At 58.5% G+C, this 14,408-nt stretch carries 21 protein-coding genes; 18 read left to right on the top strand and 3 right to left on the bottom strand.

The features are described 5' to 3' along the window. Positions 1-10 precede the first annotated feature (10 nt). Positions 11-1,819, bottom strand: coding sequence for a multicopper oxidase family protein (locus EYW42_RS16180; RefSeq protein ID WP_115864528.1), 1,809 nt, complete (start codon positions 1,817-1,819; stop codon positions 11-13). 99 nt (positions 1,820-1,918) lie between these two features. On the opposite strand from EYW42_RS16180, the gene EYW42_RS16175 reads away from it, so the two are divergent. The 10 genes from EYW42_RS16175 (at position 1,919) to EYW42_RS16125 (ending at position 8,796) form a co-directional block, all read left to right on the top strand. Further along, a complete protein-coding gene (locus EYW42_RS16175) occupies positions 1,919-2,458 on the top strand; it encodes a plastocyanin/azurin family copper-binding protein (RefSeq protein ID WP_115864529.1) in 540 nt (179 codons plus the stop codon). Between the two features lie 224 nt (positions 2,459-2,682). Beyond that, positions 2,683-3,657 carry a transcription initiation factor IIB gene (locus EYW42_RS16170; RefSeq protein ID WP_135536394.1) on the top strand — a complete coding sequence of 325 codons (975 nt, stop codon included), beginning with the start codon at positions 2,683-2,685 and terminating at the stop codon, positions 3,655-3,657. 385 nt (positions 3,658-4,042) lie between these two features. Beyond that, entirely contained in the window at positions 4,043-4,420 is a 378-nt protein-coding gene (locus EYW42_RS16160) for a winged helix-turn-helix domain-containing protein (RefSeq protein ID WP_012289575.1), read from the top strand. Continuing rightward, positions 4,417-4,698, top strand: a complete 282-nt coding sequence (locus EYW42_RS16155) for a DUF7521 family protein (RefSeq protein ID WP_049892643.1) — start codon at positions 4,417-4,419, stop codon at positions 4,696-4,698. Before EYW42_RS16160 ends, EYW42_RS16155 begins: the two co-directional genes overlap by 4 nt. A gap of 245 nt (positions 4,699-4,943) precedes the next feature. After that, positions 4,944-6,170: an MFS transporter gene (locus tag EYW42_RS16150; RefSeq protein WP_012289573.1), complete on the top strand. Its 1,227-nt coding sequence runs from the start codon at positions 4,944-4,946 to the stop codon at positions 6,168-6,170. A gap of 315 nt (positions 6,171-6,485) precedes the next feature. Continuing rightward, positions 6,486-6,866 carry a hypothetical protein gene (locus EYW42_RS16145; protein WP_050033547.1) on the top strand — a complete coding sequence of 127 codons (381 nt, stop codon included), beginning with the start codon at positions 6,486-6,488 and terminating at the stop codon, positions 6,864-6,866. A gap of 83 nt (positions 6,867-6,949) precedes the next feature. Then, positions 6,950-7,387 carry a hypothetical protein gene (locus EYW42_RS16140; RefSeq protein WP_006186968.1) on the top strand — a complete coding sequence of 146 codons (438 nt, stop codon included), beginning with the start codon at positions 6,950-6,952 and terminating at the stop codon, positions 7,385-7,387. A 108-nt stretch (positions 7,388-7,495) separates the two neighbouring features. Continuing rightward, positions 7,496-7,987: a hypothetical protein gene (locus EYW42_RS16135; RefSeq protein WP_006186967.1), complete on the top strand. Its 492-nt coding sequence runs from the start codon at positions 7,496-7,498 to the stop codon at positions 7,985-7,987. Between the two features lie 105 nt (positions 7,988-8,092). After that, positions 8,093-8,494, top strand: coding sequence for a DUF6166 domain-containing protein (locus EYW42_RS16130; protein ID WP_006186966.1), 402 nt, complete (start codon positions 8,093-8,095; stop codon positions 8,492-8,494). A gap of 23 nt (positions 8,495-8,517) precedes the next feature. Beyond that, a complete protein-coding gene (locus EYW42_RS16125; protein ID WP_012289570.1) occupies positions 8,518-8,796 on the top strand; it encodes a DUF7389 domain-containing protein in 279 nt (92 codons plus the stop codon). A 126-nt stretch (positions 8,797-8,922) separates the two neighbouring features. On the opposite strand, the gene EYW42_RS16120 is transcribed toward EYW42_RS16125, so the two are convergent. Further along, positions 8,923-9,174: a hypothetical protein gene (locus EYW42_RS16120; protein ID WP_012289569.1), complete on the bottom strand. Its 252-nt coding sequence runs from the start codon at positions 9,172-9,174 to the stop codon at positions 8,923-8,925. Between the two features lie 184 nt (positions 9,175-9,358). On the opposite strand from EYW42_RS16120, the gene EYW42_RS16115 reads away from it, so the two are divergent. The 3 genes from EYW42_RS16115 to EYW42_RS16105 all read left to right on the top strand — a co-directional run bounded on the left by EYW42_RS16115 (position 9,359) and on the right by EYW42_RS16105 (position 10,430). Next, on the top strand, positions 9,359-9,580 hold the full coding sequence (locus EYW42_RS16115) for a hypothetical protein (RefSeq protein ID WP_049892641.1): 222 nt from the start codon (positions 9,359-9,361) through the stop codon (positions 9,578-9,580). A 54-nt stretch (positions 9,581-9,634) separates the two neighbouring features. Beyond that, a complete protein-coding gene (locus tag EYW42_RS16110; protein WP_049892640.1) occupies positions 9,635-9,934 on the top strand; it encodes a hypothetical protein in 300 nt (99 codons plus the stop codon). Positions 9,935-10,064: 130 nt separating this feature from the next. Next, positions 10,065-10,430 (top strand): DUF7568 family protein, encoded by a 366-nt coding sequence (locus EYW42_RS16105; protein ID WP_012289567.1) that lies wholly within the window; start codon positions 10,065-10,067, stop codon positions 10,428-10,430. Positions 10,431-10,588: 158 nt separating this feature from the next. Here the strand turns inward: EYW42_RS16105 and EYW42_RS16100 are convergent, their stop codons facing one another. Further along, entirely contained in the window at positions 10,589-11,209 is a 621-nt protein-coding gene (locus EYW42_RS16100) for an SDR family oxidoreductase (protein ID WP_012289566.1), read from the bottom strand. Between the two features lie 165 nt (positions 11,210-11,374). On the opposite strand from EYW42_RS16100, the gene EYW42_RS16095 reads away from it, so the two are divergent. From EYW42_RS16095 to EYW42_RS16075, 5 genes are all read left to right on the top strand, one after another. After that, positions 11,375-11,794, top strand: a complete 420-nt coding sequence (locus EYW42_RS16095) for a hypothetical protein (protein ID WP_135536392.1) — start codon at positions 11,375-11,377, stop codon at positions 11,792-11,794. Further along, positions 11,794-12,069, top strand: coding sequence for a hypothetical protein (locus tag EYW42_RS16090; RefSeq protein ID WP_012289564.1), 276 nt, complete (start codon positions 11,794-11,796; stop codon positions 12,067-12,069). Before EYW42_RS16095 ends, EYW42_RS16090 begins: the two co-directional genes overlap by 1 nt. A gap of 123 nt (positions 12,070-12,192) precedes the next feature. Then, positions 12,193-13,194 carry a DUF6610 family protein gene (locus tag EYW42_RS16085; protein ID WP_012289563.1) on the top strand — a complete coding sequence of 334 codons (1,002 nt, stop codon included), beginning with the start codon at positions 12,193-12,195 and terminating at the stop codon, positions 13,192-13,194. Positions 13,195-13,268: 74 nt separating this feature from the next. Then, complete coding sequence (locus EYW42_RS16080) at positions 13,269-13,616, top strand: hypothetical protein (RefSeq protein ID WP_012289562.1); 348 nt, start codon at positions 13,269-13,271, stop codon at positions 13,614-13,616. Between the two features lie 87 nt (positions 13,617-13,703). Further along, positions 13,704-14,408, top strand: a 705-nt coding sequence (locus EYW42_RS16075) for an ArdC-like ssDNA-binding domain-containing protein (RefSeq protein ID WP_135536390.1), incomplete at its 3' end; no start/stop codon positions are given.

The raw sequence follows: 14,408 nt of genomic DNA, 5'->3' as shown, positions 1-14,408 counted from the left end.
GTGATCGCGTTCAGGATCCGTCATCGTTATCACCGCCAGAATACGGCAGTACTCTGAAGGGCCGCATCATGTCGTGGTCCTCGTGTTCGAGCATGTGACAGTGCCACATGTACCAGCCGGTCTGGTCGTTGAATAGGCCCTCAAACCCGCCGAAGTGAACGATCACGTGAGTTACCTCCCCCGGATTCGCCGTGACGACGTCGTTCCAGCCCATTTCTTCCGGTGCGGGGGGTTCAAGCGACTCGATATCGATCGTCTCCGCCTCGGGGTCGTACTCACTGTACGGCTGTCGCCCAAGCACCTGGAAGTGCACGAGATGCATATGCATCGGGTGAGACATTCCCGTCAGGTTCGCGAAGCTCCAGATTTCCGTGTCGTTGAGGGTGGGCTCCTCAGTAACCGGATCGTACAGTTTGTGGGGCGATGACTCCGCTTCCGAACCCAAGAGGTGCAAGGGTCGTCCGTACTCGTCGGAACTCATGGTCATCGGGAGGTACCGTTCCTCGTCGACCGAGTCGACGGGGATTTCTGGCACTTCCGCCAACGTACTCGGAACCTGGCTCGGATCGTCGACGTCATCGGCGGCGACATCGACAAGCATCACGTCCGGTAGCGGCTGTTGTTCTCCGGTATTAATGTCCGGGCCACGGTAAGGTGCCGCGGCGTCGTTGTGCACCAGGAGCGTCTGTCCGGCGTAGTCCGAGAAATCAACGACGACATCGGCACGTTTGCCCGTACCGATCTCCAGACGGTCCTCGATCGTGACCGGTGAGGCCAGCAGACCACCATCGTTTCCGACGAGGGTGAACGGCGGCCCGCCCGCTCCGGTCGTTCCGTCCGACTCGTTGTACTCGAACAGCTTGAGGTTGTAGAACCGACAGTTCGACCCATTGAGGATCCGAAATCGGTACTTCCTCGGGTCGACTGAAAGCCGAGGCCAAGCCTTCCCATTGACGACGGACGTGTCACCGAAGAACTGCGAGACGATGCTCGGGTTGGGGTTCGGCGAGTCGCTGTCCGTCCCGGAGCGGGCGGTCGGGTAGAACAACGATCCGTCGTCGTTGAAGCTGCGGTCCTGGAGCACCAGTGGGATCTCGTACTCGCCCGACGGTAGACCAAGTGACTCCTCTCGGTCGTTCCGGAGGAGATAGAGTCCGGCAAGACCGGCGTAGACGTTCAACCGAGTAATTCCGAGCGAGTGGTCGTGATACCAGAGCGTGGCCGGGGGCTGGTCGTTTACGTAGTAGTAGTCTTTTTTCTTGAACTTCGGGCCGGTTTGCTCGAAGTCCCGCGTGAACCACGCTGTCGGCTTGCCGTCGCTCGTGTGCTCGACGTTCCCGCCGTGAAGGTGGGTCACGACCCGTACTCCGGTACTGTCGTAGGGAATCTTGCTACTGTGAATCGTCTCATCCACCGGTAGGAGATGTTCGTTCGGTAACTTGTTCATCCAGCGCACATAGACTGGTTCGCCCTGCTGTGCTTCGATCGTCGGCCCCGGGTATTGGCCGTCGTACCCCCAGACAGTCGTCGGTGGAAGGTTAGGATGAATCTTCTGCTCAATCTCGCGCATTTCAACCTCGTAATAGGGGTTCCCGTCCTTCTCCCCAACTGGTTCCAGGACACCTGGCCGAGGGACTTCGGCAAGCCACTTTTCAATCTCAGGCGACGAATGCTCGCCTGAGAGTGACTGCGACGGAGTCTCAGTTCTTCCAGTCGGGGCTACACACCCTGCGAGACTCAGCGCGCCAGTACTGCCCGTCGCCGCAATGAATTCACGCCGCGATAGGCCGGTCCCGGGCGCTCCAAGATGGTCCCTCATGTATAGAACTTCGTGCGCAGTGACAGTCAGTCGACGGCGGAATCCCGACCGGTGGGAATCCGCCAAAGTGGTCTATCAGTGGCGTTCCAATGGTCGGGTATGGAACGTCGACAGGTCCTGAAAGCAGGTGGAGTCGCCGCAACCGCAGGTCTCACCGGGCTCGCTGGCTGTAGCAGCTCGAACCCCGACGAAAGCGGTGAGACGGATACTCCATCGAACGGAGACACAACGACAATTCTGATGGTCACGGAGGGAAGCGACTATTACTTCGACCCGATCGGGCTCTTCGTCGAATCCGGCGAAACGATCACGTTCGAGATCGATAGCGGCAGCCACTCTGCGACAGCATACAAGAAGGGGAATGGACAGGCGTCAGTCACGCGCATCCCGGACGGTGCCGAGGCGTTCGACAGTGGGATACTCAGCGAACAAGGTGCTACCTTCGAACACACTTTCGAGACAGCAGGTACGCACGACTACTACTGTACCCCCCACAAGAGCCTCGACATGGTCGGCCGCATCGTGGTTGGAGAGCCCGGAGGCCCCGCTGAGGGGAGTATGCCGCCGGACGGAGACGTCCCTGAGAGTCAAACGATCGTCGACCAGGGAGCGGTTTCGTACAGCGACTTTTCTGGGTGACGCTCCACCCGCAGCTGTTAGCTGGTCGGTTCGTAACCTTAGTATCCCAATCAGAGACAACTATATTTCCGACACCGCGAATCTTAGTTTGTGCTCAATAAACCAGATTGCCGGATTCCCATATGTTGGGATTCCGCCCGGTATTCTTGGGAGTGTCGACTCACAGCTACGCTAGAGACACCCACTCAGATTGATCGAGAGACGATATCTGGAATCTGGTACTCATGCCCAACACGACACTCAACATCGAAGACAACCATACAAGTGAACAGCAATCAACCTCCGAGTCCCAGTCGAGAGTATCATGTCCGGAGTGTGATGGTCGGGTCGTTCACGATGATGAGCACGGGGAGACAACTTGTAAGGAGTGTGGCTTGATTCTCGACGAAGCAGCTATTGACCGCGGTCCGGAATGGCGGGCATTTCATAGTGAAGAACGAGACGAGAAAAGTCGCGTTGGGGCTCCAACAACGCAACTCATGCACGACAAGGGACTCAGTACGACGATCGGTTGGCAAAATAAGGATGCGTCTGGACAGTCGATTTCGGAGCGTAAGCGTGCCCGAGTGCAACGACTTCGAACGTGGGATGAGCGGTTCCGAACGAAGGATGCACACGAACGGAACCTCAAACAAGCACTCGGCGAAATCAGTCGGATGGCATCCGCCCTCGGTGTCTCAAGACCAGTTCGTGAAACCGCTGGGGCCCTTTACCGCCGGGCTGTCGACGAAAACCTCCTTCCAGGCCGATCCATCGAAGGAATGTCGACAGCCGCTCTGTACGCAGCAGCCAGACAACACGGAACGCCACGTCCTTTGTCTGAATTCGCTGAGGTCAGCCGAGTCGAAAAAATCCGCATTCAGCGTGCATATCGGTATGTATCTCGTGAACTCGAGTTGCAGATTGAACCAGCAGATCCTCTCCAATACATCCCTCAATTCGCGTCGGCGCTCGAGGTGAGCGATGAGGCGACACGACAGGCCCGTGAACTACTCACTACCGCAAAGGCGCAGGCTGTTCACAGCGGAAAGAGCCCTGCGGGTCTTGCAGCGGCCGCGCTCTACGCGGCGACTCACTTAACGAATGAACAGTTGACACAGGAGACGGTGAGTAACGCTGCTCACGTGAGTATGGTAACCATTCGGAATCGCTATCAAGAACTGCTCGAAGTCTACGCAGAGAACGGTGACTATGCGTGAAGAGCGATCCAGCGGAGCCATGCGAGAGGGTTCGGACGCCTCCAGTTCAGCGAGGGACGTGATGAGTGAACTCACTCGCGAAACCGAACGGGAGATCCTTGAAATACTCATCGCGGAATCGCCACTGGGTGTCATGGAGATCGCTAAAACTGCTGAGCGCCATCCGATAACGGTGGATCAAACCTGTGCTCGTCTACACGAGAAGGGATATATCCATTCACGCGGCCGAGGACGCTATGAGGTCACTGAGAATGGAGTCAGACAGATTTGAGATGGATGCGATTGATACTCTCGAGGAGCCGATTTCTGTTCCAGACTACGTCCACTCTCCATTGTTTGAGTTGTAATCGGATGCCATATCCCCAATACCGTCCAAAATTAGAGTATGGTGAGCGATCCCGCGTCATCTGAGGACTCTCCATCGTTGCAGAATGTCCTTGATGCGCTGGACGACGCCAACTGTCGAGCTATCCTCCGTGAAACAGCTGAACCCATGACCGCGAACGAACTCATCGACGCCTGTGACATACCCAAATCGACGTTGTACCGGAAACTAGAACTCCTTAGTCGAGCCTCCCTCGTCCGCGAACAGGACACAATCAATCCTGGTGGGGGTCGAACTACGCGATACGAACGAGACTTCGACGATGTGACCATCTCTATGGACGACGAAGACGACTTGTCGGTAGCCGTGAAACGCCCACCACGGAGCCCCGACGAACGCCTCGAAGATATTTGGTCGAAGATGGGGGATGAGTTATGATGTGGACAGGACCGGCCATTGTCGTCGTGAAGACGGTGATCCTGCTGTTGGGGAGCGGTATCACGTATATCGCGTACAAGGCGTATCGACGAACAGGCACGCCCTCACTGCGAGCGCTCGGGATCGGGTTCGGTGTTATCACGTTCGGCGCGCTGCTCGCAGGAATTGCACATCAAATCCTCTCCGTCTCACTCGAATTGGGCATTCTAATCAATAGCGTCCTTGTTGCGATAGGATTGGCTATCATCATGTACTCACTTTATCTCGAACGCAGGTGAAGACAGCTCCGCGACTACGAAGGCGAGTACGTAAGTTTGAAACTCAGTCTGACCCATTTTGGAGAAAGTACGGTGTATCGAGTATGCAACTGCGTTGGCACGCGGTTTCTGTCGGCCCGCCAGTACGCTGATTGTGGACCGGATAACGCTGACCGTTGCCTCGGCGGTATCTCACTCACGCCCCACTACCGTACACAGCGCTATTCGATGTAGTATCGGCAAGCGAATTTCGAACGACAACATCCATGAGAACAGCTCTATCCAACCCACTCACAGACATCCAGCAATCACAGACAGTCCTCATCATCTTTGCGAGTACGCTCGTGAGTGTGATGGGCGTCTCCCTCATCAGCCCAGCACTGCCGACGATTCAAGCAGCATGGAACATCTCGGCGAGTCAAGCGAGTCTCCTCATCTCGGCATTTACCTTGCCCGGTATCGTTCTCACACCGTTCATCGGTCTCATCGCCGACCGCGTTGGTCGCAAACGTGTGCTCGTCCCTTCGCTATTCTTGTTTGGCGTGAGTGGCATTGCAGTCGTGTTTGTCGACGAATTCACAACGCTTCTCGGTCTCCGCGTCGTGCAGGGAACCGCTGGCAGTGCCATCATGAGTCTCACCGTGACGCTGCTCGGTGACCTGTTCTCGGGGGAACAGCAGAGTCGTCTCATTGGACTGAACGCGGCAATCCTCGCCATCGGCGCGGCTGGCTACCCCTTACTGGGCGGTGGCCTTGCGCTGCTCTCGTGGGCCGCGCCGTTCGTCTGTTTCGCACTCGGTATTGTCGTCGCCGTTGCCGGCTCTGCGATTCTCCCTGAACCCGAGAGTAGCATGGATTCGTCCGGACTGTCGTACGTCGTTAACGCAGCTCAATCGGTCCCAACACGGACGGCTCTCGGGTTGTACGTCGCTATTTTCGGCATTTTCTTTGTTCTCTATGGCGCACAGCTCACGGTCGTCCCGTTCATTCTCGACGAATCCTACGGCCTTTCTTCTGGGATGATCGGGCTGTTGCTCGGACTCCCAGCGGTGACGATGGGGGTGACGTCCTCACAGTCGTCCCGTCTCATGCGCCATCTCTCACCCCCGCGGCTCATCACACTCGGTTTTGTGACCTACGGTATCGGGATGACGCTCGCTGCACTCGCCCACTCGATCACCGTCCTTGCCGGCGCACTGTTCCTTTTCGGTATCGGGCAGGGATTCGCGGAACCGATCACCGATACAGCACTGAATACACTCGCGCCCGATGCGTTCCGCGGCGGAATCATGAGTATCCGAACGAGCGTGCTTCAGTTCGGAACGACCCTCGGCCCGCCAGTGTTCGTTGCTGTTGCCTCAATTGTGGGCTACACCGATACGCTCCTCATCGCCGGTCTCGCTGCCCTCGCTCTCGGCATCTCTGCGTTCGGCCTTCTCACGCTTTCAGAAACTGGGCAATCAACTCAACGTCGCACATTCACAAATGAGTGATTGATCTGTTCCATGAGCTTGTCTCTATCCCGAGTACGGTTGCCCCGCACCCACGAAAAGAGGGTGTAGATGGCTTCGTTCAGCGAGTGTTCTAGGCCCATATCTGCCCCTCGGAACGTAGGCCAATAGACCGAAGGCCGGTATCACAACAGATCTCGATACGTGCGTGTACTTGCTTGGGAGGTCTTCTAAACGCTTTCCGCACATTCGAGAGGAGCGAATCATCCACCGTCCCGTTCCAGAACCCAGTAACCGCAGTACGTTTGTTACCCCCTGAGGAGTGCGGGGGTAGGAAAGCGCCCTCGAGTACAACCTATGGCAACACTCCAAGCAGCGACGACGTCGACCGGCACGATTGTATCGGACGCACAAGCAGTCCGTCAGCTCTGTGAGAGCTATTGCTTCGGGACCCTCAACTGGGAGGTAGACGAGGAGGGCGAACTCATCATCTGGGGCTACGATAGCTTCGAGGTGTACGAAGCGCGTGAGAACGGTCTCCCCGATTATGACGGTGGGATCGTGACCCACGAGTTCCTCCGGCAGCTCGCGGAGTACATCGATGGCGACCAGGAACTCGACATCCAGACGGCCGGGTATACGAAGTGTCGATTTCCGGTCCTCGCCAAGCGGTACGTCATCCGCAATGGTGAGGTCCTTCACGCCGATCTGACCGGACTCGACCCGATCGGCGAATAACTGGTGATCATCCCTTGGCAGGTGAAGAGGAGTCGTTTATCGGGGGCTGACGGACTGAGCCCCACGTGGGGCTTCGTGATACCATGTCCGAGCAATCTACTGACGACTCGTTCGAGGACTGTGAGCTAGGCCCCGAGGCAATCCTCGGTACGCAGACGTTCGAAGACGTCCTGTTCACCGAGGAGACAGAGACCCCGGTGAATGTTCTTACTGGCGAGACGCCCGAGCATTCGCAAGCGAGCGTCGACGAAGCTCGGGCCTTTGCCGCCGGGATCGACACCGATACGCCGCAGATCGCGCTGCAAGCATCGGTCGAATCGCAGATCGAAACCGCGAGCAAACCGTACACGGCAGCCGCGTTCTTCCACTTCAAAGCGACTGGAACACTCGCACTCCACCGCGCCTACCACGCAGCGTACGAATCGGCGGCGTTCGCGGTCGATTTCGACGCCGACTACGAAACCGGTGACCTGACGATCACCGTCGAGGAGATCACTGGGTCGGAACGAGACGACGCCTAGCGAGCGCGTATTCCGGCGGTGTTTATCGAGCGCCGGCGATGGGTGCCGGCGCACCAAGCAGTGATGCGGAGCGGAGTCGCGTGCGTCGGCAGACCGAGGTGACAACCGATGCACATGGTCATTTACACGCTAGTTGAGGCATCGACACGAGATGATGCGCTCGCCACCGGAAAGACGGTGTTCGATCGACTCGTCGGCGCCGTGCCACACGCAGGTGCTGTCTTCGATTACTACGTGTGCTTTGACGAGGAGGACACGACGGTCGCTGGAACGGCCCGTTGGGGTGATCTCCCGGTTGCAGCTTCTGTGGAATCCGATGAGGGCGAGGAGCTGCTCGAACGCGGCTGGGAAGCCACGAAAGAGGAGTTTCAGCGGAATCTCGACCGGGTGAAGGAGGCACTCGACGAACACAGCGACGAGGAGATCATGCGCGATGCGGACCTCGCCCGGCACGCATTCCACCAGGTCGGTGCGTACGACGGGCCTTCGGTCTGCCTGTATGACGAACATGGCAGCGGCATCCGGCATCGAGGCCAGTTGGAGCGAATTCTCGACGAGAGTGACGATCTCTGGATTGTGCCGGCGGACATCCACTTCTGAGGGAACAAACCGGCCAGCTGCTCCGTGGTGCAGTGACCGCAGAGCATTTTTTTCGCCCCCTGAGGGGTGCGGGGGTGCTCGAACGAGCACACCTCGAATAGAACGATGAGTGGAACTATCGACTCACAATCAGTCGAACAGACACGCCCGAGAAGTGACCGTGACGTCGTCTACGTCGGCTATCGACAGCGAGGCCGCGCCATCGTGGAGAAACAGCCCGGTCAGGAACGGCTCACTCCAAATCGGAGTCTCGAGTTGGCGAGTCACAGTCCCTCTGGCTTCGAATGGGGATACGGGGGCAGTGGCCCGGCACAACTCGCGCTCGCGCTCCTGCTCGATTACTCCGACGACGAGGAGGTTGCGCTAGCGCAATACACGGAGTTCAAAAACCAGGTCGTAAGCCAGTTGGATTGCACTGGTCCCGGCGGGCGCTGGCGACTCACCGGCAGTGACATCGACGCAGTCCTTCGCGAGACATCCGACGAAGCGGCCGCACCGTCTATCTGAGCACCAATCACTGAGAGTAACATATGTCGGAACACAACCAGCCGTCTCGTGCGGATGTCGAATCGATAGAGAACAGTGAGCGGCCGTCACCAACGGAATACGTCGAACGCAGCGACGTCGGTGTCTCGCTGACCGTGAAGCTCAAGCGCGGAACCGGGACACGAGATGAAGACCAGATCAAAGCCAAGGTGAAAGCGAAAACGCTCGAAGACGCCCGAGAGGACATGGAGATCCTTCGAGCGTACGTTTACAAACTCGCCGAGGACGCCCGCCAAATCCAACCCGAGGAAGAAGACGAGTAAGCAGTCTAGCGGGTCTCACAAAACGATTTGGCAGGCCACAAATTTCGACTCGTTTTGACTGAACTATCTGTTCAATGTGTGTGCGAATGGGGCGAGTCGATTCAAAAATCGTAGTATCAGCTATTGCTAGGCCCAGTGAAGGAGATAAAGGAGATAGATGCTAGCGCCCGTAACGAGTATACCGACCGCTGCAAAGGCCACAACAGCCAAACCAGTTGTGTAGAATGCCATTTGAACCGCTTGAAGGCCAACGAGGATCGTGAATGCTGCCAGTATCGTCCAAAAGACAGTTGAGAGAACTGACCGTCCCGCTCTTGACATCTCCTCCCTCACGGCACGCCGAATTTCGGATTCAGTGAGGTTGTCGGAGTCAGCCATATCAAGTCCTACGCTCGCCATCCATTATATATTTTGCTTGTACCGAGCGATAAGTGTACTACCTGTACTGAGCGTTCAGCCTATTCGCCACACGACGCGAAACGAGGATGCACAAACTACTCTCTGACATTCTCAGTCCGGCGCTGTTTTTTCGTCGCCTCAGCAGGAGCGGAGGCGACACTCAGTGAGCAACTCCTCAGAGCAATCCACGGAATCGAGCGGCCTATCACCGGAACAGCGTCTCGAACCATCGAATACGGGACTTCTCAACGCCGGCATCGTGACGATTCACGACATGGAGACGCTGCGGGCCTGCGTTGCCTACGAGAACACCCACCAGAATCGGGTCCAGATTCTCCGGCGTCTCGAACACAGAGCCAGCGAACTCCGCAAAGAAGAGGGCTGAGACAACGCTCGTGGAAGTTTTTCGGAGCCTCCAGTGGGTGGAGGCTCAATTCACATGAGCAATCGACCGGAAATCGAGATTCAACAGCAGACCGCCTTCGGAGACGATGGCCAGCTCGAAGTGACCGGGACGAGCGTCGAAACCTCCCTCGAGGACTTCGGTGCGGACGTGGACCACCGCGACCGTGATTCACGGCTCGATCGGCCCGAGGCGAGTGAGTTCGGCGTCGACGACCGTCCGGAGGTAGAACAATCGTCCGAGAGTGATCAGTCGAACCTCTTCGCCGATACTACCGAGGATCAGCAGACGCTCGCCGGCGACGATGCATCCGATCGCTGTCTCTTCGAGGAGTAACCAACAACCAGTTCGTTCGACTGGCTGTGTTGGGTAAGTGATGGTGAGAAGCGAGATATCGACTCGCGAGACTAGTCAATCCCCGAATCAAGCGACTGCGAGCCTCCCGAACGCGGGGGCATCAGTACCCATGCCACGAATTACAAATTGGACGCGTGAGAGCCGTACCCCGAAGCTAGCGTATCGCAACACAGAGACCAACGCGCACGCGGTGTTTCACCGAGCGCCGGACTCGTATATCCACAAGTGGCGTGCCGCGATCCTCGTCGACGGCTACCCGGTGTGGTCGCGCGGATTCGAGACGAAAGAAGCTACCTCGCTTCGCGATGAACTCCGAAAGCGACCCCACCCTGAGTTACCCTGTCCAGAGTGTCCGAACGACGACGTCGTCGTCGGCCAGAAGAGTGCTGACGGCGCGAAAGTCCAACGGTGGTTCGAATGTCGAGAGTGCGGCTACGAAAGCCGGTCAGCAATCATCTACGGCCCTGAACGCTGAACGAGAGTTCGGAAGGACACGTGCTCGTTAGCGGAAGGTGTCATAGAATAGTCCCTCCGAGATGAATTTCGGGATGATGCCGATGCCGTTCGCTGTGAGGAAGTCGGCGACGAGTGCAGAAAGGCCGTCGCACCAGCGCCAGAGGAAGGCGAATCTGATCAAACGGTTTCGAGCGCGCTCTCGATTGGTTCGTCGCCTTCGATCATCTCGAAGGTCTTCCCGTAGGTGTTCTCCGTGTCGAGTGCGGTACCGAGCGTGCGGGCAACGTCGGCGCGGGTGACTTGGCCGCGTTCGACCCGACGGGCTGCCTCAATCCGCCCGGTTGCGGACTCGTTGGTCAACTCCCCTGGTCGGACGATCGTCTCCGTGAGTTCGCTTGCTTGGAGATGCTCATCAGCCGCCAGTTTGGCTTCGAGGTACGGCCGAAGCGCGTCGGGACTCTCCTCAGGGTTGTCGGCATTGATCGCACTGAGCATGACAAAGCGCGGGACACCGTGCTCTTCGGCTTCGTCGATTAGCCTGATTGCACCGTCTCGATCGACGCCTTCGACGTCCTCGCCACCAGACCCCGCCGCGAAGATGATCGCGTCGCTTCCGTCGACGGCGTGGGAGACGTCCTCGGTGAGGTCCGCGACGACCACCTCGACGCCGAAGGCCTCCATCTCCGAGACCTGTGACTCCTCGCGCACCATCGCTTGGACTGTGTGATCGCTTTCGCTCAGCACCGCAGTAATATGCTGGCCGACCCCGCCGTGTGATCCTGCGATGAGTACGTTCATGGCGTCGTAACGGACGTGCGATAGCGCCAAAAGAATTCGTACTCGGGGAAGCTCCTGATCCGGCAGAGAGGTCATCAGAGACCACCACTGGCCCTTCACGAGGTAGTTTTTGAGCGCCCGAGAGGGGCGCGGGCGCAGGCGAATGTGCCCCCAGAGGTGACCAGAATGGACGATACAACCCAGACGATAGCGTACCGGCTGACGATCACCGTCGACGGCGTCGAGCTACCCGTCGATGAGGAAATGCGCCATGCACTCCTGGACGATCTTCGCGTAGCAGTCCGTGACCGACTCGGGGAGCGCCACGGCGTCGAAGTGGACCAGGACGACATCACCATCGCGACGGGGTATCGCTACGCGCAGGTGCCAGCAGAGTGTCCGCTCTGCAGCGAGCGTCTCGATCTCCTGAGTGTCCATCTGAACAACGAGAATGGCGCGTACGCGAGCGCGAAGTGTTCCGATGAAGACTGCGAGTGGAGCGGCGACGCCGTCTATCGCATCATCGACCTCGAAGGCGGCGAGAGCAACGCCATCGAGAGCAGCGTCCTGACCGGCGATATCACGCCGAGCTACGACCCTTACTGATGAATTCAATGGAAGACACGCCCACATTCACGCGTATCGAACCGATCTGCCCTCGCGACGGCTGCGACTCGCAGCTTGGTATTGGGAAACCCGTCTATGCAGGCGAGCAGACCGACATCGCCTACGCCGACGTCTGGTGTCAGAACGAGGCGTGTTCGTTCACTGCCTGCGCGCAGTTCGCACTCGTCGATCTTCTTCACGAAGAGGCGGACTCAGAGACGAGTCTCGTCCACGCCGGAGAGATCGACCCACTCGAGGCTCGATACCACCGATGAGTTAACCAACATCAGAAGCGGCTAGCTCTTATTGTTGGTTAAGATTGGCGTCTGCTCGTGGTTTTTTCTCGCCCCGAGAGCGAGCGCGGGGCGATCAACCCTGCATCTTCTGGGTGATTCGAGATGGCGCTCTCAGCACGTCCGACCAGCAGCATCGCGACTGAAATTACAGCCGCTCGGCAGGCTGACCACCTGGCGTTCCTCCACCGGGTTCCATTTGCGCTTGACGCATTCCGGCTCGGCTTTCTCACGGGCTTTCGCGAGGACTGTACCTACCAACAACAGCAGTACACAGACCTGGACCTACCGGTCGGGATGCTCGACAACGATTTTCGAAATCCCGACCTCGATCGGTATATCGAGCGCTTCTTCGAATACGAACCGGAGGTCGGTGTGATTGGCGACGCCTACGACGTCGACGAGGTCGACGAATACGTTGCTGCTGCCTGCGAGATCCAGGGAAGTTACCCGGACGCAGACCCCGTGATCGTCCCGAAGTGCCAGGCAGCGATCCACGCTGTCCCCGATGACCTCGTCGTCGGGTACTCCCGGGGATACGCTGATCGACTCGCTCACGAGTTCTCTGATCCTGCTGATTGGCGCGGGCGGCGCGTCCATATTCTCGGTGGCAGTCCACCCAAGCAACTCGATGTGATCGAGCAGCTCACCCGACCGACGCTGACGGGTGACCCACCTGCCGACATCGTCGGCCTCGACTGGAACGGGCTGCATCGTGGGGCGCAGTTCGGCGAGTTCTGGACGTCGGACGGCTGGGACGACAGCGGTCGCGACGCCGAGCACATGACAGTTCGGAAGACCGTTCGCCATGGCCTTGCCCAGATTCGCGAGTTCTGGCAGGCACACGGCGTCTGGCCCGAGTCGACGCCCCAAGAGGATGGACTTGAACTCGAGTATCATGGCCCGTCACCGACCCATCTCGATGGTGCTGCATGTACTGAATGTGAGGCGAACGTCTGGATGACCCGGCGCAGCCCCTACATCGCTGAGTACGACACGGGCGAGATCTGTGGCTACTGCAGCTATGATTGCTACTTCGCACATCGTCATCGGAACAATCTCGAGGAGCTCGCCGGCGAGCAGAGCGTGTACCTCCCGCCCGCATGACGCCACAAGCGGTTTTTCGTGCCCCCGGAGTGGGCGAGGGCTCGAAAAAGGCCTTCACACTGAGGTGAACTCCTGTGAGTCAACAACAGAGTACGAACGACGTCTCGATTGATGAGATTCCAGTCGATGTCGCGAACACCCAATCCGGCGAGGTCGATTCCGGCGAGGTGCCCGAGGAAATCCGATCGGTTACTCGTGAGCTAGCCGGCGAGCAGCCACCGACGAATCCGCTAGTCGTGTTGAAGGCCGCCCGCTGGTGGTACATCCACGGAAAGGGCGGAGCCGATCCCGCGTTCCAGTGGGCCATCGAGTGGGTACGACACCTCGCGGCCGACACCCCCAGCGACGTGGAACAGTTCGATGAGTTCCTCGAGTACCTCGTGGCGGTCGGCTTCGCTGACGAGAAAGCAGCCTTGCGGTGACCGCCGCCGCGAGTTTTTTATGCGCCCCAAGGGGTGCGGCGCGTCCTGAACTGACGCAATCGCCGTGAATTCGATTCGGTGAACACTATGGCTACGACCAGTGACCCGTCGGTCTCATTCGAGGAGACCGACACTCGACATGACGAGATGCACAGTACCATCGAAGCGTGGATCGACGAGCTCGTCGACCACGTTGACGATGCGCAGGCGAGCGAGGAGTTCCAGGAGTGGCTCGACGTCCAGAGTCGCTTCCACGACTATTCCCATCGAAACACGCTCCTCATCAATCTCCAGTGTCCCGAGGCGACGAAGGTCGCCGGCTACAACACCTGGCGGAATGAGTTCGACCGGCACGTCCAGGAGGGCGAACAGGCCATCTGGATTTGGGCCCCGATCATCACCAAGCAGTGTCCCGAGTGCGAGAACTCGCCTAGCTACCATGAACAAAGCGACTGTGAGTACGACGAGACATCGCCTGACGAGTGGTCGAAAGGGCTTGTCGGCTTCAAACCCACTGCTGTCTTCGATGTGTCTCAGACCGAGGGTGAGCCGCTTCCTGGGCTGGAGACTGAGGCGACTGGCGATGCCGACGACCTGGTGCCCGCACTCGAGGATGCAGCCGCTGATATCGGCGTTACGGTCCGTATCGTCGACGCTGACGACTGGGGGCATGGCGACGCCAAGGGCGTCTGCAAATACCGGAGTCAGCGTGATCTCCAACCAGTCGTCGAGGCGAAAGCCCGCTCGAATCAGGCCGACCTCGCCGTGACACTCATCCACGAGTTCGCTCAC

Origin of the sequence: Halostella pelagica, assembly GCF_004762015.1 — an archaeon.
Taxonomy (GTDB): Archaea; Halobacteriota; Halobacteria; order Halobacteriales; family Natronoarchaeaceae; genus Halostella; species Halostella pelagica.
This window is presented reverse-complemented; position numbering and strand designations above follow the sequence as displayed.